This window comes from Erythrobacter ani, assembly GCF_019204025.1.
Taxonomy (GTDB): Bacteria; Pseudomonadota; Alphaproteobacteria; order Sphingomonadales; family Sphingomonadaceae; genus Erythrobacter; species Erythrobacter ani.
Genome location: NZ_JAGSPB010000001.1, coordinates 104,043 through 120,840, shown reverse-complemented (window position 1 = coordinate 120,840; position 16,798 = coordinate 104,043). Strand labels below are relative to the sequence as shown.

Below are 16,798 nucleotides of genomic sequence, written 5' to 3'. Positions count from 1 at the left end.
GCTCACGCCATCAGGATATTCATGATCGCCGTAGCTATCGGTTTGTCGCGGTCTTCCTGCCATGCCTCGACCGCAATATTGGCGTTGCGCCTGCCGAGCCGGGTGATCTGGCCGACGGCAAAGCTAGGCTTAGACTTTCCCGCGGAGAGGTATTGGACGGTGATATTCACCGGTTTCAATTGCGCGTTGCGACCTTCTTCCTGCAGCCGGGCGCGCAGCGCGCTGTAGCCAGCATTCTCAAGCAGGCCTGCGACCGCCCCGCCATGGTAATGCCTGGGCCGTCCTTCTACGGATGATCCGAATCCAACGGTAAGCACAGGCACGCCGTCTTCGTGACCACTGACTTCTATGCCGAGCGCCCGGGCGTATGGGGGAAGTTCAAGATCACTCATCGCCGGTCCCCGCAGCGCTGCCCGCCTGGACGCTTTCGGGCACGTCCGCCGGGTTGCGATATTTGCCTATCGTCATGAAGACGCCCGCCACATGGGCAACCGGATCTTCGAGGTTGCCGTCATGAGCGATCCCGCGAACGAATGAGGCCGATTTGGTGGTGCGATAGCATTCGACGCGGCCCCAGACCGAGCTGCGCTCCCTTGTCGGTCGCTGATAATCGACCCGGAGATCGAGCGTAGCGATCAGCGCGAATTGCTGCTTCACCTGCCAGATCGACATCCCGCTCGCCATGTCCATCAGACTGATAATCGGCCCCGATGCCAAGACGCCGCGCTCCGGATCGCCAAGCAGATCTTCGCGCCATGGCAGCTCCAGTTCCACCCAATCGTCGCCGTGCGCGGAATATTTCATCCCCAACCAGCCGGTATGACCATGGCGAAAGAACGATTCCGATGCTTCGGCAGGATCGAACACGGGCGGCGGCTTAGTCATGGAAGTGATCCTTGGAAGGCATGCCAGCGCATTACAATCCTTTAATTTCTCGTACCGCTTTCATGCCGCCAGATTGCGAATGCGCCATCGGCAAGTCTGCCTTTGGGCATTTCACGAAAGGAAAAATGAATGAACCTGCCAAAGATCGACCTAGCCACCATTCCGGGCCTCGAAACGGCTCAAGGTCTTTATGGTTCGGCTACCCAGTTCGGTGCAGCTTACGAAGATTCCGTCGTCGCGATCATGGTGTACGTCTATGACACCGGCGCCCACGCCATCGTCGCCTGATCGATAGGCGCACCAAAGAATGCAAACGCATTTCGACATTGCGGCGCTGCGGAGCGATCCTGCTCTGCAGCGCCGCGTTCGTTCGCGAATGAGCCGGGCGGCTGATGAATGGCGCGATCAGGGAATTGTCCAAACGATTGCAGCCGAGTTGCAGGGGTATGGCTCCGGTTGTGATCTGTCAGATTGCCAATCGCTTGGGGAACTGACGACCGAGCGGGCGGTAGCGACCAGTTTTGCGGATGCGTGGCTTAAGCCGATGCTCCATGCCTTGCAGGATGAGCCATTGGCAGAGGTGCAGCACCGTTATCGCTGTTCTGACGGTCTGACGAGCGTGCAATTGATGCAAAGCGGCGAAGCGACACTCAGCCTGTTGGCCTATGAGAGGCGCGACCAATCGGGCCCGGAGGAACCACAGACAGCGCTTTTCAGCGACCGGGAGAGCCGGGAAATAGTGCTTTCGGGGTCGGCCAGGAGCGTGCTTCATCGCAGAGAAAACGGCACAAGCGCAGAATCGAAAATTGCGACCATTCATGCGGACTGGCGCGAGGGTTGCGTCATTGTCATGACGGGGCTGCACGAAACTCGGCAAGTGTTGGATGTGCGCGGATCGCTAGTGCTTCTCCAGCTCTCGAGGACGCCGCGGAGACCGCGCTCTTCCCGAGAATTCCGGCTTGCGGATGGTGCGCTAATGCGGTCGGTGAGCGGAGACAAATCCGCCAGCGAAAAGCAGATGGCATTGGCGGTGATCGGTGCCATGCACCATGGGCTGGCGCTGGACCTGATGGCCGATCGCGCGCGCGACCAGAATGAAGATGCGGACGTGCGCTGGGAGGCGGTGAGGCAAACGCTTGCCCTCAACACACAGCGCGGCATGGATCTTCTGGCCGAGCTGCGGGCATCTCCACGCGATCAACTGGCGCGTCCTGCGGCCGATCTGGAGCAGCACCTGTTCCATACCAAACCGAAGCTGGAGGAATTCTCGTGCCGCATTTGATAGATAATTCGAGTGACACCGTTTGCTCATTACCTGAGTGTATCGAAGCGCTCGCTAGCCTGGGTTTCGATCCCCGGGATCCGGCAAGCACGCTGGAGGCCGCCAAATGGCTGCGCCGCCTGACAAACAACCGGACATTTCTGGCTGACAGATTGATCGACCGGCTGGCAGGGCGCAGCGAGAACGAGATCGTCAGTGGATTTGGACCGCAGGCCATCGTGCTTAGCCCTCTAAGGGGCGGTATGTTCCTGCGCGCCAACATCTGGCCCTCCGAAAGCGACCTCCTTTTTCGAACCAGCGGGGCCAAGGCGTTCGTCTATGGCATCCCGCACGACCACAATTTTTCGTTTCTGACGAGCGGGTATTTCGGGCCAGGCTATTGCAGCGATTATTACGAATACGCCTACGAACAGGTAACGGGATATGCGGGCGAACCAGCGCCGTTGCGTTTCGTCGAGCGGAGCGCGCTGCATGAGGGCAAGCTGCTGCTCTATCGCGCGCACCGTGACGTTCATTCGCAATTGCCTGCAGAAAGCCTTTCGGTATCGCTCAACGTCATGCATGTCGATCCGGCCCAATGCTGGCACGATCAATATGGCTTTGATCTTGAGCGGCGCGAGGTGACGCGCGTGCTCAGCCCCAATGCGACCGAAGCGTTTCTGCGGGTTGCCGTTGGGCTCGGCAGTGATGAGGCGCTGGATTATGCCGAGCGGGTCGGCGACGCTCATCCAAGTGAGCGCTTGCGCCTCGCGAGTTTCGAGGCGCGGGCCGCGCGTCTCGGCGGCGGAATGGAAACTGATGATCTTTGGCGATCGGGGGAGATGTCGGGGAGCAGGATGGTGGCCGCCGTTGCGAAGGTTCGACGCGCGGCGCTTGACGGCTAAATAACGCCGCCCGCCAGTCTGTCGATCGCCCCCTGCAGGATGACAGCCGCAGCATGGCTGTCGATGGACTTGGCGCGTTTGGTACGACTTACATCCTGACCGATCAACGCGGCTTCAGCGCTCTGGGTCGACCAGCGCTCGTCCCACAGTAGCACGGGAAGGCCAAATGCTTCGGAGAGATTGCGCGCAAAGGCGCGGCTCGCCTGAACTCTCGGGCCTTCGCTGCCGTCCATATTGCGTGGAAGTCCCAGCACGATCCCCGCAATGGCTCGTGTCGCAATTAACTCGCCAATGACCGGCTTGTCGCGCGTCCATTTCCCGCGGGCCAGCGTCTTACCGTTTGTCGCGAACCGCCAGCCAGCATCGCAGGTCGCGGTTCCGATGGTCTTGGTGCCGAGATCCAAGCCAAGCAGAACTCCGCCATCGGGCAGCGCATCTGCGAAATCGGGTGCCGCCTCGGTGATGAGACTGACGCCGCTCAGTTTGCCGGTTCCAAAGCCTGCGCGCGCTGCGCAACGTCCGCCTGTGTGTTCGCCCAGAACAGCGGGATATCGTACACGTGATAATTGTTCCCCGGCAGAACGTAGGAGCCAAGCTCGGGAGGGTCGCCGATAAGCAGCAGGCCGCGCTCGTCGCAGCGTGCGGGGACTGCGCCCGGCACCAGTTCACCGTTCGACATGCTGTCATCAGGAACCAAAGTGCCGAGGTTGGCGCTTTCAGGCGCTGAACCGCCGAATTTCCCGGTCAGCGGGTTCGTGCATAGGATAGTGCTGTCGCCCCGCAGCTCGCCGTCGAATCCCACCGAATTGGAATATGCCTCAATCACACTGGAAGGATCGGCAGGCTCGGCGAAGCTCGACCACGAAAGCAGGCAGCCGGTTTGTGCAGGCGTTGCACATGCCGCGATGCCCAGTGCTGGCAGGTCGTGATCAACCGAGATTGGCCAGCCGATCGCGTAGGCTGCAACCAGGCGATCGGCCTCAGGTGAACCGGTCACTTCCTCACGAAGCAGCCGCAACAGATGGAGCGATCCTTGGCTATGGCCTGCGAGCACAATCGGCGTATCGTCATCGAGCGAGCCTAGGAAGTATCGATAAGCTTCGAGCACATCGGCGTAAGCGGCATCAATCGCTTGTTCGGCTTCGGGCGCGTCGGTCAGGAATGCTCCCATCGTTGCCTGACGGTACTTGGGAGCCCAAATCTCGCTTGCACCATTGAACGGGCTTGCCATGCCACGAACGTAGACACGCGCGATCCGCTCGGCTTCTTCGTCAGCAATTTCTCCAATCGGAGCGTTCCAATTACTTCGGCTAAGATAGCTGGTCGGATGGATGAAAAAGACGGCGAAATTCGGGAGCGATCCAGCCTTATCGCGATCGGTGGCGGGTTCACGGGTTTCTGCCGCAGTGGCTGCGTAGGCAGGCTGCCAACGGGCAGGATCATTGATGCCGATGCCCGGCCGGGAATACCACAGGGCTGGATCCTGATAGGCATTCGCTTCCAGAGGCTCTGTCGGCGTGAACTCGTTCGACGGGACAAGCGCGAAAGCGGCCAATTCGTCCTTGAATATCTCGTAACCGATCCGGCCGACAAGGAAGAGGACGATGCAGATCGCGATGAAATAGAGGAATTTCTTGGCCATATGTTCTGGAAACGCGCCTATTATTCGTCGGTTTCATATCCCTCGGCGATTGGTGGGCGCAGCGTTGTCCAGGCTCTTTCGGGGCGAAAGCTGCTGAACCACGTGCCGGGGTTCCAGGTTGTCGACCCGTCGAGAGAGAAAGTGATGAATTCGGCGCGCCCGCCAATATTCTCGAGCGGAATGCCCTTGCCTAGTCCGCGCGCTTCGGCAGGGGCGCGACTGTCGGCGCTTTCATCCCGATTATCGCCCATCACGAAAACATGACCTTCAGGGACCGTGTAGGCATCAAAATTGTCGAGCATTTGCTGCCTGTGATCCATCACGAGGTAAGTCGCACCGTTGGGCAAGGTCTCGCGGTAGGTTTCCACCTCGAAATAGTCCTGACCATCAGCGCCCGTCACCCGGTAAGGCTCGAAGTTCGTAAGGCATGGCCTGCCATCGCATAGCAGGTTCGGCTCGAACGGAATCCGCATATCGGGAACCTGCTCGCGCGTCACCGGTGTCCCGTTCAGAATGATGCGCCCATCACGTACCTCGATAGTGTCGCCGGGCAAGGCGACCACGCGCTTGATATAATCTTCGTCACGTGTCGGATGCACAGGGATGACGATGTCGCCATATTCGGGCGTATCGGCGAACAGCCGCCATTCGCCGCGGGGCAGCAGGTGGAAGCTCGCCGAGGCCCATGACCAGCCATACGGATATTTGCTCACGACAAGCCGGTCGCCGACCCACAAGCCGGGCATCATTGACGTAGACGGGATGTAGAAAGGCTTCGCGACGAGGCTGTGGAATGCCAATACGGCGACGAGCATGATCCCCAGCCCGCGCAGTTCGGCGAACCAGTTGATTTTTTCGTCGCCGCTATCTTCGATTGCCGCAGGAGTTGGGCTGGCATTCATAGGATTGAACTTGCTCGTGGTCACAGGCTTTGCTTCATGATCGCGCTCACTTGGGCGTGGCTTCGATGATAACGAAAGCCTGCGCCCATGGATGATCGTCGGTTAGGGTAAGGTGAATATTTACCTCATGGCCTCCCGGGACCATTTCTTCAAGCCGGTTTGCGGCTCCTCCCGTCAATGCGAGCGTCGGAGCGCCAGATCGCGCGTTCACGACGCCAATGTCCCTCATGAAAACGCCGCGTCTGAATCCGGTGCCGACCGCCTTGCTGAATGCCTCTTTGGCAGCAAAGCGCTTGGCATACGTGCCGGCGATCGTGAAAGGGCGGCGTTGCGCTTTCGCGCGCTCGACGTCCGTGAAGACGCGATTTTCGAAACGCTCGCCGAAACGGTTGAGCGAATTCTGGATGCGTTCGATATTGCAAAGGTCCGAACCGAGCCCGATGATCATCCACCGCTCCTGAAAACTAGCGCCATAAGCATCATTAGAACAATGACGTGCAGAAACACCTGCGATTTGAACAGGGGTTGCGCGAAGTCACCCTTCGCGAGGCGCAATGAGCCAACGAAGCCGAAAATTTGCAGTGCGACCCATCCGGCGGCGAACAGGATCATCGCTCCTTCGCCTAATGCATAGCCGAGAAAGCCGACTGCTGTCAGGAAGAGGGTCGAGCCAAAGAACGCCCAGCGCTTCTGCTCGGAAGTGAGTTCGGGGGCTTGGCTGGTATCCATGTTAGCGCGCATCGTCCATCAGGTCGCGCATCCGGCGAATCGCGTTTTCGAAGCCAACGAACACTGCTTCTCCGACAAGATAATGGCCGATGTTCAACTCAGCGATCTGCGGAATGGCTGCAATAGGCTGCACATTGTCGAACGTCAGACCGTGGCCCGCATGCGGCTCGATCCCGTTTTTGGCTGCAAGCGCTGCCATGTCGGCAATCCGTTTGAGCTCGCGCGCCGTGCGATCGCGGTCCCCATCGAGAATGGCATGCGCGTACTCGCCGGTGTGAAATTCAACGACGGGAGCACCAAGGCGGAGCGCGGTTTCGAGTTGCCTCTCGTCGGCTTCGATGAATAGCGACACGCGAATGCCAGCACCACGAAGTTCATCGATGATGGGGACAAGCGTGTTATGAAGACCCGCCGCGTCCAGTCCACCTTCAGTCGTGCGTTCCTCGCGCTTTTCCGGGACGATGCAGGCTGCGTGAGGTCTGTGCCGCAGTGCGATGTCGAGCATCTCGCGCGTCGCTGCCATCTCCAGGTTCAGCGGCAGATCGGTCGCGTCTTGTATGCGCGCAAGGTCTTCGTCACGGATGTGCCGCCGATCCTCACGCAAGTGAGCCGTAATGCCATCGCCGCCCACGTTCGCGACGATTTCAGCCGCTCGCACCGGATCGGGATGGTCGCCGCCGCGCGCATTGCGGATGGTAGCGACATGATCGATGTTCACGCCGAGCCTAAGAGGGTTGGGATGGAGCGATGCGTTCATGAATACTTATCTCGCGGCCTATGCCTTACGACTTCCCGGCTTTGTAATAGGTATGCGGGCGAGCGCTTCCGGGACGCTGTCGGCATCATAGGTGGGAAAATCGAACGCCGCGAGTGGGTAGAACGGCACACCCAATTCCACCTTGCCAACCGAACGATCGATCAATGCGCACTCGGCGATCACCTCGCCGCCTTCCCGAGCGACCGCGTCGATCGCTTCGCGGCTGGAAAGGCCGGTCGTAACGACATCTTCGACCATCAAGACCCTCGCACCAGTGTCGAGTGCGAAGCCTCTGCGGAGGTGAAATGTGCCTTCGGGCCGCTCAAGAAAGAGCGCATCCTTGCCGAGAACGCGTGCAACTTCGTGACCCACTATTATCCCGCCCATCGCGGGGGACACCACCACGTCGATCCGCTCGACCACGTCTGTGGGGATGCCAGCCACCATCGCTTTGGCGAGTCGCGCGGCCCGGGCAGGGCTCATGAGCACACGCGCGCACTGAAGATAGTGGCCGCTATGCTTGCCCGATGACAGTTGGAAATGGCCCTCTAATAGTGCGCCGGACGCCCGGAATTCGGCAAGCACTTCTTCTTCGGTGCGTGGCAGGTTTGCAGGGGTGTTCATAAGCTGGAGAAACCAATTTTGTGGGTTTGAAACGGGCTGTCTTGCGCATCTGTCATGGCGCATTGCATAATTTTCTCCCTAGAAGCGCTTGAGGCAGTGGGCAAGCGCCGCTAATAGGCACGCAAAGCTGACAGAAGTGTCGGCACAGGCGCTGTTCGGAATGGCTCGAATTTGAAGCAATTCCAGTTGGACGGCATGGGATTAAAATCGAAAGCGATCTGGACACCTTTATGATGGGTCATATCCACACCCGTTTGAAATTGGGGCTTATAGCGCTCCTCGCCGCAGCGATGGCAGTTTTGGCGCCGCAAGCAGCAATTGCACAGGAAGTTGTTGGGGCAGATGTCCCGGCCAGTGCGGAGCCGATGGAAGTTCCTGCCGGCGAAACCGAGGCGCCTGACGCATCCAGCGGTTATGTCCCGATGGACCCGGTCGAAGGCAAAGGAATGCCGACAAGCGCCGAGGATGACATCTGGGCGAGCATGACCTTCCAGGACCAGTACACAGCCGATGGCGCTTATGCGCTGGGTATGCACGATTACATCCTGTTGCCGGTGATCACACTCATCAGTCTGTTCGTGCTCGGGCTGCTGCTGTGGGTTATCGTTCGCTATAACCGCAAATCGAACCCGGTGCCTTCGAAGACCACGCACAACACTCTGATCGAAGTTGTCTGGACGATCGTTCCCGTCATCATCCTTGTGATTATCGCGGTGCCTTCGATCACCTTGCTCGCTCGGCAGTACGAAACGCCGCCGGAAGACGCGATTACGATCAAAGCGACTGGGTATCAGTGGTACTGGGGTTATACCTATCCGGATCACGGCGAAGTCGAGATCATCTCGAACATGCTTTCCGATGCCGATGCCATTGCAAATGGCGAGCCGGCGCAGCTGGCCGTAGATAACCGTATGGTTGTCCCTGCCGGTGTGCCGCTGCGGATCCAGACAACCGCCGCCGACGTGATCCATGCTTTTGCAGTGCCTTCGCTGTGGTTCAAAATCGATGCAGTGCCTGGCCGCCTGAATGAAAAGATGCTGACCATCGAAGAGCCTGGCCTGTATTATGGTCAATGTTCTGAGCTGTGCGGCGCTCGCCATGCCTACATGCCAATCGCTGTCGAAGCGCTGCCGATGGCGGAATTCGAAGCGTGGATTTTGGAGCAGGGTGGCTCCCTGCCCGGCGCAGAGGAAGCCGCTGAAGAAGCTCTTCCGCTGGGCCAGGAAACCGGTGTCGAAGTCGACGCCGACAGCGATGCAGCCGACGCCGACATTCCCGCTCCTTGAGCGCGGCAAGAATTTGAACGACGAATAAGACTGAACCGAGAGACACTGAACGATGGCAACCACCGCAGAAGGTTTTGACGCCCCGACCGCCGGACATGGCGGGGATCACTCGCATGATCATGCGGACCACAAACCGGGCTTTTTTGCCCGTTGGTTCATGTCGACCAACCACAAGGATATCGGCACGCTCTACCTGATTTTCGCGATCATCGCGGGGATTGTGGGCGGCGCAATCTCAGGCATCATGCGTATGGAGCTGGCTGAGCCGGGCATTCAGTACCTGCAGTTCTGGGCCCAGTTCATGGGCGGCACGAGCGATATCAACACTGCTCTGCACATGTGGAACGTGTTTATCACCGCCCACGGGCTCATCATGGTGTTCTTCATGGTCATGCCTGCCATGATCGGCGGTTTTGGCAACTGGTTCGTTCCGCTTATGATCGGCGCGCCCGACATGGCGTTCCCGCGGATGAACAACGTTTCGTTCTGGCTGACTGTGGCCGGTTTCTTTAGCCTGCTGTTCTCGTTGTTCGTGCCGGGCGGTACAGGACCGGGTGCAGGCGTTGGTTGGACAGTTTACGCACCGCTTTCGACGACCGGGTCGGTCGGCCCGGCGGTCGATTTCGCGATCTTCTCGCTGCACCTTGCAGGCGCTGGCTCGATCCTCGGCGCGACCAACTTCATCACCACTATCTTCAACATGCGTGCGCCGGGCATGACCCTGCACAAGATGCCGTTGTTCGTGTGGTCGGTGCTCGTGACCGCGTTCCTTCTGCTGCTCGCACTTCCTGTGCTCGCCGCAGCGATCACGATGCTGCTGACCGATCGTAACTTCGGCACCACCTTCTTCGATCCTGCCGGTGGCGGCGATCCGGTCCTTTACCAGCACCTTTTCTGGTTCTTCGGTCACCCGGAAGTCTACATCATGATTCTGCCTGGCTTCGGCATGATCTCGCAGATCGTGGCGACCTTCAGCCGCAAGCCGGTGTTCGGTTACCTTGGCATGGCCTATGCCATGGTAGCGATTGGCGTCGTCGGCTTCATCGTTTGGGCGCACCACATGTATACGGTAGGGCTAGACGTGAATACGAAGATGTATTTCACGGCGGCAACCATGGTCATCGCGGTCCCGACCGGCGTGAAAATCTTTAGCTGGATCGCCACCATGTGGGGCGGATCGATGGAATTCAAATCGCCGATGGTTTGGGCGATGGGTTTCATCTTCCTGTTCACCGTGGGCGGTGTGACCGGCGTCGTGCTTGCCAATGGCGGCATCGACGACAACCTTCACGACACTTATTATGTGGTGGCACACTTCCATTACGTACTGTCGATGGGCGCGGTCTTCTCGCTCTTCGCGGGCTTCTATTACTGGTTCCCGAAGATGAGTGGCAAGATGCATAGCGAGTTGCTCAGCCACATTCATTTCTGGCTGTTCTTCGTCGGCGTGAACGTGATCTTCTTCCCGCAGCACTTCCTCGGGATGAACGGCATGCCGCGCCGATATCCGGACTATCCCGAGGCGTTCGCATTCTGGAACGAGATCAGCACCTATGGCTATCTGATCATGGCAGGTTCGATGCTGATCTTCTTCGCGAACCTGGCTTACGCGTTCACCGCTGGCCGCAAGGCCGGAAACAACCCTTGGGGTGAAGGGGCAACGACGCTGGAATGGACGCTGTCCAGCCCGCCGCCGTTCCACCAGTTCGAAACACTGCCCGTCATCGAGGATCATCACGATTACCATGACCACATGCCGCGCGATGAGCGGCCTGCGACAGCCTGATCGCAGGACTGGGTTGGGGCCGCTGTGTTCGCCGCCCGGCCGGATGATGGATAGAACAATGAGAGGGCGCGCTGGCAATGGCGCGCTCTCTCTTCGATAGAGAACCGAAACAGTACGACTTGATGGAAACGCTTTTAACCCCGACCGCAAAATCGCAGGCTATGCCGACAGATTGGCGTGATTTTTTCACGCTGACGAAGCCGCGCGTGATGACGCTGGTGATTTTTACCGGCATCTGCGGCTTACTCGCGGCTCCGGGCAGCATCCATCCTGTCCTCGGTTTCACGGCGATCCTTGCCATCGCGATGGGCGCTGGCGGTTCGGCCGCTCTCAATCATTGGTGGGAAGTTGATCTCGACAAGGGGATGAAGCGCACTGCCAATCGCCCCCTGCCAAGCGGACGCATGCGGCGCGAGGACGCCCGTGATTTCGGGGTTTTCCTTTCGGTGACATCGGTAGGATTGATGGGCGTCGCGATCGGCTGGCTGGCCGCAGCTTCCCTCGCCGTTGCCATCGTATACTACGCCGTTATCTATACGATGTGGCTCAAGCCGCGAACGCCGCAGAATATCGTTATCGGTGGCGGTTCGGGGGCATTCCCGCCGTTCATTGGCTGGGTTGCGGTAACCGGTGAGATAACGCTCATGCCGGTGCTGTTGTTTGCGATCATTTTCATGTGGACGCCGCCGCACTTCTGGGCGCTCGCGCTGTTCATGAAATCCGATTACGCCAAGGTCGGCATTCCGATGATGCCAGTCGTCGCAGGCGAGCGGTCGACGCGCATCCAGATTCTCGTCTACACTGTCCTACTCGCGCCAGTGGCGATCGCTCCATGGGCGATCGGAGCGACGAGCTGGGTTTATGGATCGGTAGCGGTCGTCCTATCGTTGCTGTTCCTGGCGCTTGCAATGCCGGTAGGGACGCGAACCCGCGCCGATGAAGACATGATGACCGAGGAAAAGACTCTGTTCAAATACAGCATCTATTACCTTTTCATCCTTTTCGGCGCGCTTGTCGCGGATCGTGTCCTTGAGAAAAGCGGGCTGATTTCCGCGGGAATGCTCGCATGACGCCCGAAGATGAAACGGAAACCAAACGGCGCCAGAAAGCGCGCAATCTCGTTCTCGGCGGAACGCTGATTTTCTTCGTCGTCCTCTTCTACCTTATAACCATTGCAAGGCTGGGCAGCCAATGAGTGCGGCCAATCCTTCGATCGATGACAAGAACCTGCGCACGGGCGGTCTTGCGCTACTCGGCGCATTGGCGATGCTCGGCCTGGGATACGCTGCAGTGCCGCTCTATGATCTTTTCTGCCGGGTAACAGGCTTCGGTGGTACCACCCAGATCGCTAGCGAGGCTGATGCCAATAAGGCTGCTCAAGCGGGCATCAACCGCGAGATATCGATCCGCTTCGATGCTTCGACAGCGCGCGACGTGCCATGGAGTTTTCGCCCCGCACAAGCGACCGATACCGTACGCATCGGTCAGCGCGATATCGCGAGCTACATCGCTCGTAATGACGACAGCGTTGCGATTACCGGCACGGCAACCTTCAATGTCGAGCCAGCGCAAGCGGGCAAGTATTTCCACAAAATCCAGTGCTTCTGCTTTACCGAACAAACGCTGCAGCCGGGGCAGGAAGTCAACATGCCCGTGCTGTATTATGTCGATCCGGCGATCCTCGAAGACGAGTTCATGGCCGATGTCGAACAGATTACGCTGAGTTACACTTTTCACCGCGCGAAAGAGGCCGTAAGCACGGATTCCTGACGCGCAAACCGATTGACCACGTATCCTTTAGGGATGGAACGCAAACAATGGCTGGCAACGTAAACCACGATTATCACATTCTCGAACCGGACATCTGGCCACTTGTCGGCTCGATCTCGGCACTGACCTTTACCAGTGGCATGGTTCTGAGCTTCTACCCGGACCTGTTCGGTACGGCGAGCAGCATCGTGATGTGGGCGGGCCTCGCCGGGCTGATCGCAACCTTCTTCATGTGGTTCAAGAACATCGTCGTAGAGGCGCAGCGGGGCGATCATACGCCCGTGGTTCAGCTGCACATGCGTTACGGCATGATTCTTTTTATTGCGTCCGAAGTGATGTTCTTTGTCGGGTGGTTCTGGAGCTTTTTCGACTTTGCCCTGTTCCCCACTCCGCTCGAGGTGATTGGGGCAGGAACCGCCGATCAGGAGACGATTAACAATTTCGGTGTCGCCGGTGCGCAGGCGAGCTTAGTGCCCGAAGGCATGGAAGTGCTCGATCCATTCAGCCTTCCGCTTCTCAATACGTTGATCCTGTTGTGCTCCGGTACGACTGTGACCTGGGCCCACCATTCGCTCATCCATGGCGATCGTGAAGGCCTGAAACAGGGTCTCTGGGCCACCATCGCGCTTGGCGTGCTGTTTTCCGCGATCCAGGCATACGAGTATGCTGTCGCACCGTTCAATTTCGGCCAGAATACCTACAGCTCGGCTTTCTACATGGCGACCGGGTTCCACGGTTTCCACGTGATCATCGGCACCATCTTCCTCGCCGTCTGCCTCTTCCGCGCGTACAAGGGCCACTTCACTCCGCGCCAACACTTCGGTTTCGAAGCTGCTGCGTGGTATTGGCACTTTGTCGATGTTGTGTGGCTGTTCCTCTTCATCGCCATCTACATCTGGGGCGGTTGGGGCGCGCCGGTACACTGATGAGCACGGGCGAAAGTCCGAACCACAAGAAGGGGCAGCCGGGCTTGGTCCAGGCTGCCCTTTCTGGTTTGTGCCCGCGGTGCGAGAATGCCACGCTGTTCGAAGCACCGGCCCGCATCGCGCTCAAGTGCAAAAGCTGTCAGCTCGATTTTACCGGATTGGAGCGCGGGGGACGTCTCGCGGGTCTTGTCACCGTCTTGATCGCCGCAGCTCTGATCGGCCTTGCCACCGTTATCGACATGAAGATTGCGCCCCCGTTCTGGCTTCAGGTCCTGTTCTGGGGCCCTGTCACGATTGCATCCGTCATCGCCGTGCTGCGGCTTTACAAGACAGCGCTCCTTTACCGCCAATTTGAAGTGCAAACGCAGGAAGGGCCCGCCGCCGAATGACGGATCGCATTCCCATTTTCCCGACCGTAGTCGTTGTAGCTGCGGTGATCACGATGGCGTGGCTGGGCTTCTGGCAACTTGGCCGCGCGGACGAGAAGGCTGAGCTGCTCGCGCGCTATGATGCTGCAATCGCTGCCGGCGACGAGGCGCGTTTCCCGGTAGCCGGGGATGGCAAAGATGTCTGGTTTCGCCGCGCTACACTCGATTGCGGCGAAGTGGTTAAAGTGGAGACTGTCGCGGGAACAGCGCACAGCGGCCAGAAGGGCTGGGCTCAGCGCTACACCTGCGCAATCGATGGAGGCACAGCTCTTATCGACCTTGGATTTTCGCGCGTGATCGAAGCACCTGCGTGGAACGGAGGAGAAGTCAGCGGCGTGATCGCTCCGGGCCCACGCCTGGTTGCCGATCCGCCTCAGGCCGACTTGAAGCCGCTCGTGCGTCCCGATCCAAGCGACTTGCCCAACAATCACCTTGCCTATGCGGGACAATGGTTCCTGTTCGCGCTCACAGCTCTGCTGATCTATGCTTTTGCGCTTCGGTCCCGGCTGCGAAAGAAGGACTAGGGGCACCCGCAACCGAGCTTGCTTGCTCTGACCATTCGACCGGGCTAACCGCAGCGAACTTATGGAATACATCTCCACTAGAGGAAGCGCGCCAAGGCTCGATTTCGAAGGCGTCACGCTGGCCGGGCTCGCCGCCGATGGCGGCCTGTATCTGCCGGGCGATTGGCCACGTTTCAGCGAAGCGGAGATCCGCGCGCTTCGAGGCAAGCCCTATCCCGAACTGGCGGCTACAATCATGCGGCCATTCGTGAAGGGTAGCCTGACTGACGATGAGCTCGATGCAATGTGCGCCGCAGTTTACGGACATTTCGGCCACGCGGCGGTGACACCGCTTGTCCAGCTGAACGAGCAACACTGGTTGCTCGAACTTTTCCACGGTCCGACCCTGGCGTTCAAGGATGTCGCACTGCAAATGCTCGGCCATCTGTTCGAGACTTTCCTGGCCCGGCGCGATCAAAAGATGATGATCGTCGGCGCGACCAGCGGCGATACGGGATCGGCGGCGATAAACGCTGTGGCGAACCGCGATAATGTCGCGATCGTTATGCTACACCCAAAAGGCCGGGTCAGCGATGTCCAGCGGCGGCAGATGACGACGGTGCGCGCAGCCAATGTCTACAACCTCGCTATCGACGGCAGTTTCGATGATGCGCAGGCTCATGTTAAGCGCATGTTCCGCGATGAGGATGTCACCGGCACGTTAAAGCTTGGGGCTGTCAATTCGATTAACTGGGCCCGGCTGATGGCGCAGGTGGTCTATTACTTCTACTCGGCGCTGCAACTTGGTAGCCCGGAGCGCAAGGTTGCTTACAGCGTTCCGACGGGTAATTTCGGGGACGTGTTCGCAGGCTATGTCGCGGCGCAGATGGGGCTGCCGATCGAGCGGCTTATCGTCGCGACGAACGTCAACGACATCCTTCACCGCGCGCTGTCCGATGGCGATTACTCGGCTGGCGGGGTCACGCCAACGATCACACCGTCCATGGACATCCAGGTCAGTTCCAATTTCGAAAGGCTGCTGTTCGATTGCGGCGGGCGCAATGGCCCGGCGCTGGCGGGACAGATGGAGGCATTCGAAGCATCGAAGGCGATGCGACTTACGAACGAGCAGGCGCGAGGCGCCTCGGCACTCTTCACAAGCATTCGTGCCGATCAGGATGATACCGCGCGGGCGCTCGCCTGGGCGTACCGGGAAACTGCGCAGGTAATCGACCCTCACACTGGCGTCGGCCTGCACGCAGGAATCGAAGCAGGCAAAACCGGATTGGTCGGTCAGGATGTGCCGATTGTGACACTCGCCACCGCACATCCTGCGAAATTTCCCGATGCTGTCGAGCGAGCTGTTGGCGTGCGACCGGCCCTGCCGCAGCGCGTGGGCGACCTGTTCGGCCGCGAAGAGCACTTCTCGGAAATCTCCGGCGAATACGAATCCGTGCGCGATTTCGTACTGCAAAACGCCGTCTCTGCCTGATGGCCGCAATCGCATCGCAGCCTGTGGTGATGGAATGCACTGGATGGGACGCGTATCGGCTGCTCGATAGCGGTGCGGGGCGCAAATACGAGGCGTTCGGCCCCCGCGCTTTCATTCGTCCTGAACCGCAGGCTCTATGGCAGCCGCGGCTTTCCGAATGGCCGGCGGATGGCGAGTTCATTCCTGGCTCTGACGAGGACGGCGGCGGTCGCTGGCATCTTGAACGAGAGCTTCCCGAGGATGGATGGGAACTGGCTTGGAACGAAGTTCGCTTCACCGCCCAGCCGACACCATTCCGGCACCTGCAGTTCTTCCCAGATATGGCGCCCGTATGGGAGTGGATGCGTGAGCGACTTGGCAAGCGTAGCGATGCCGAAACGTTGAACATGTTCGGCTATACCGGTCTCGGCACGCTTGCGCTTAGCGGCCATGGCAAGGTCACGCATGTCGATGCGTCGAAGAAATCAGTCGCCCAGGCCCGCGAAAACGCAGCTCTATCCGGCATGGGCGATCGCCCAATCCGCTGGCTGGTCGACGACGCGGCGAAGTTTGCTGCTCGCGAAGTCCGCAGGGAGCGGCGCTATGATGGGATTATCCTTGATCCCCCAAAATTCGGACGAGGACCGAGAAATGAAACCTGGCGCATCGAAGATGGCCTCCCTGATCTGATCGGTGACTGCGCAAAGCTCCTCGATGAGAAAAGCGCATTTCTTTTCCTGACCGTCTACGCGGTGCGCATGAGTTCAGTCGCACTTGCCGGCTTGCTTGATGAAAAGCTGCGCCACCTGCCGGGAGTTATCGAGCACGGCGATCTTGCGGTGCGCGAGGAACCCGCTGGCGAACGCCACCCGCAGCGCCTTATGCCGACCGCGATCTTCGCACGCTGGTCAAATCCCGGCTAA

The 16,798-nt window shown here is 59.2% G+C and carries 22 protein-coding genes; 13 read left to right on the top strand and 9 right to left on the bottom strand.

The genetic code is table 11. The features are described from left to right. Positions 1-2: 2 nt before the first annotated feature. Both KCG45_RS00645 and KCG45_RS00640 read right to left on the bottom strand, forming a co-directional pair. Entirely contained in the window at positions 3-392 is a 390-nt protein-coding gene (locus KCG45_RS00645; protein ID WP_218315231.1) for a PaaI family thioesterase, read from the bottom strand. Next, positions 385-885, bottom strand: a complete 501-nt coding sequence (locus KCG45_RS00640) for a PaaI family thioesterase (RefSeq protein WP_218315230.1) — start codon at positions 883-885, stop codon at positions 385-387. Before KCG45_RS00640 ends, KCG45_RS00645 begins: the two co-directional genes overlap by 8 nt. Before the next feature lie 129 nt (positions 886-1,014). On the opposite strand from KCG45_RS00640, the gene KCG45_RS00635 reads away from it, so the two are divergent. The 3 genes from KCG45_RS00635 to KCG45_RS00625 are packed head-to-tail and all read left to right on the top strand — an operon-like array spanning position 1,015 to position 3,051. Then, entirely contained in the window at positions 1,015-1,173 is a 159-nt protein-coding gene (locus tag KCG45_RS00635) for a hypothetical protein (RefSeq protein ID WP_218315229.1), read from the top strand. Between the two features lie 19 nt (positions 1,174-1,192). Beyond that, entirely contained in the window at positions 1,193-2,167 is a 975-nt protein-coding gene (locus KCG45_RS00630; protein ID WP_218315228.1) for a hypothetical protein, read from the top strand. Continuing rightward, positions 2,155-3,051, top strand: a complete 897-nt coding sequence (locus KCG45_RS00625) for a transposase (protein ID WP_218315227.1) — start codon at positions 2,155-2,157, stop codon at positions 3,049-3,051. The genes KCG45_RS00630 and KCG45_RS00625 overlap by 13 nt, the downstream gene beginning before the upstream one ends. Here KCG45_RS00625 and ruvX read toward each other — a convergent pair. Genes ruvX through pyrE form a run of 7 tightly spaced genes read right to left on the bottom strand, consistent with a single transcriptional unit; the run spans position 3,048 to position 7,705 of the window. Beyond that, the gene (gene ruvX, locus KCG45_RS00620) at positions 3,048-3,533 is read right to left on the bottom strand and encodes a Holliday junction resolvase RuvX (protein ID WP_218316330.1); all 486 of its coding nucleotides are present in this window, start codon (positions 3,531-3,533) and stop codon (positions 3,048-3,050) included. The genes KCG45_RS00625 and ruvX overlap by 4 nt on opposite strands. Next, positions 3,530-4,693 (bottom strand): DUF3089 domain-containing protein, encoded by a 1,164-nt coding sequence (locus tag KCG45_RS00615; protein WP_218315226.1) that lies wholly within the window; start codon positions 4,691-4,693, stop codon positions 3,530-3,532. The genes ruvX and KCG45_RS00615 overlap by 4 nt, the downstream gene beginning before the upstream one ends. A gap of 20 nt (positions 4,694-4,713) precedes the next feature. Next, positions 4,714-5,595, bottom strand: coding sequence for a signal peptidase I (gene lepB / locus KCG45_RS00610; RefSeq protein WP_218316329.1), 882 nt, complete (start codon positions 5,593-5,595; stop codon positions 4,714-4,716). Between the two features lie 46 nt (positions 5,596-5,641). After that, complete coding sequence (acpS, locus tag KCG45_RS00605; RefSeq protein WP_218315225.1) at positions 5,642-6,043, bottom strand: holo-ACP synthase; 402 nt, start codon at positions 6,041-6,043, stop codon at positions 5,642-5,644. Then, positions 6,040-6,324: a pyridoxal phosphate biosynthetic protein gene (locus KCG45_RS00600; RefSeq protein ID WP_218315224.1), complete on the bottom strand. Its 285-nt coding sequence runs from the start codon at positions 6,322-6,324 to the stop codon at positions 6,040-6,042. The genes acpS and KCG45_RS00600 overlap by 4 nt, the downstream gene beginning before the upstream one ends. Position 6,325: 1 nt before the next feature. After that, complete coding sequence (locus tag KCG45_RS00595) at positions 6,326-7,081, bottom strand: pyridoxine 5'-phosphate synthase (RefSeq protein WP_218315223.1); 756 nt, start codon at positions 7,079-7,081, stop codon at positions 6,326-6,328. A gap of 18 nt (positions 7,082-7,099) precedes the next feature. Further along, positions 7,100-7,705 carry an orotate phosphoribosyltransferase gene (pyrE, locus tag KCG45_RS00590; protein WP_218315222.1) on the bottom strand — a complete coding sequence of 202 codons (606 nt, stop codon included), beginning with the start codon at positions 7,703-7,705 and terminating at the stop codon, positions 7,100-7,102. Between the two features lie 230 nt (positions 7,706-7,935). On the opposite strand from pyrE, the gene coxB reads away from it, so the two are divergent. From coxB to KCG45_RS00545, 10 genes are all read left to right on the top strand, one after another. Next, positions 7,936-8,991 carry a cytochrome c oxidase subunit II gene (coxB, locus tag KCG45_RS00585; RefSeq protein WP_439648891.1) on the top strand — a complete coding sequence of 352 codons (1,056 nt, stop codon included), beginning with the start codon at positions 7,936-7,938 and terminating at the stop codon, positions 8,989-8,991. Positions 8,992-9,043: 52 nt separating this feature from the next. Next, the gene (gene ctaD / locus KCG45_RS00580) at positions 9,044-10,777 is read left to right on the top strand and encodes a cytochrome c oxidase subunit I (protein WP_218315221.1); all 1,734 of its coding nucleotides are present in this window, start codon (positions 9,044-9,046) and stop codon (positions 10,775-10,777) included. 122 nt (positions 10,778-10,899) lie between these two features. Continuing rightward, entirely contained in the window at positions 10,900-11,847 is a 948-nt protein-coding gene (locus KCG45_RS00575; RefSeq protein WP_218315220.1) for a heme o synthase, read from the top strand. After that, entirely contained in the window at positions 11,844-11,972 is a 129-nt protein-coding gene (locus tag KCG45_RS15400) for a cytochrome c oxidase system small membrane protein (protein WP_255547876.1), read from the top strand. Before KCG45_RS00575 ends, KCG45_RS15400 begins: the two co-directional genes overlap by 4 nt. After that, positions 11,969-12,547: a cytochrome c oxidase assembly protein gene (locus KCG45_RS00570; RefSeq protein ID WP_218315219.1), complete on the top strand. Its 579-nt coding sequence runs from the start codon at positions 11,969-11,971 to the stop codon at positions 12,545-12,547. Before KCG45_RS15400 ends, KCG45_RS00570 begins: the two co-directional genes overlap by 4 nt. A gap of 47 nt (positions 12,548-12,594) precedes the next feature. Continuing rightward, positions 12,595-13,473, top strand: coding sequence for a cytochrome c oxidase subunit 3 (locus tag KCG45_RS00565; protein ID WP_218315218.1), 879 nt, complete (start codon positions 12,595-12,597; stop codon positions 13,471-13,473). After that, positions 13,473-13,862 carry a DUF983 domain-containing protein gene (locus KCG45_RS00560; protein WP_255547875.1) on the top strand — a complete coding sequence of 130 codons (390 nt, stop codon included), beginning with the start codon at positions 13,473-13,475 and terminating at the stop codon, positions 13,860-13,862. Before KCG45_RS00565 ends, KCG45_RS00560 begins: the two co-directional genes overlap by 1 nt. After that, complete coding sequence (locus KCG45_RS00555; RefSeq protein ID WP_218315217.1) at positions 13,859-14,425, top strand: SURF1 family cytochrome oxidase biogenesis protein; 567 nt, start codon at positions 13,859-13,861, stop codon at positions 14,423-14,425. Before KCG45_RS00560 ends, KCG45_RS00555 begins: the two co-directional genes overlap by 4 nt. Positions 14,426-14,486: 61 nt before the next feature. Beyond that, on the top strand, positions 14,487-15,896 hold the full coding sequence (gene thrC, locus KCG45_RS00550; RefSeq protein WP_218315216.1) for a threonine synthase: 1,410 nt from the start codon (positions 14,487-14,489) through the stop codon (positions 15,894-15,896). Further along, on the top strand, positions 15,896-16,798 hold the full coding sequence (locus KCG45_RS00545) for a class I SAM-dependent methyltransferase (protein ID WP_218315215.1): 903 nt from the start codon (positions 15,896-15,898) through the stop codon (positions 16,796-16,798). The genes thrC and KCG45_RS00545 overlap by 1 nt, the downstream gene beginning before the upstream one ends.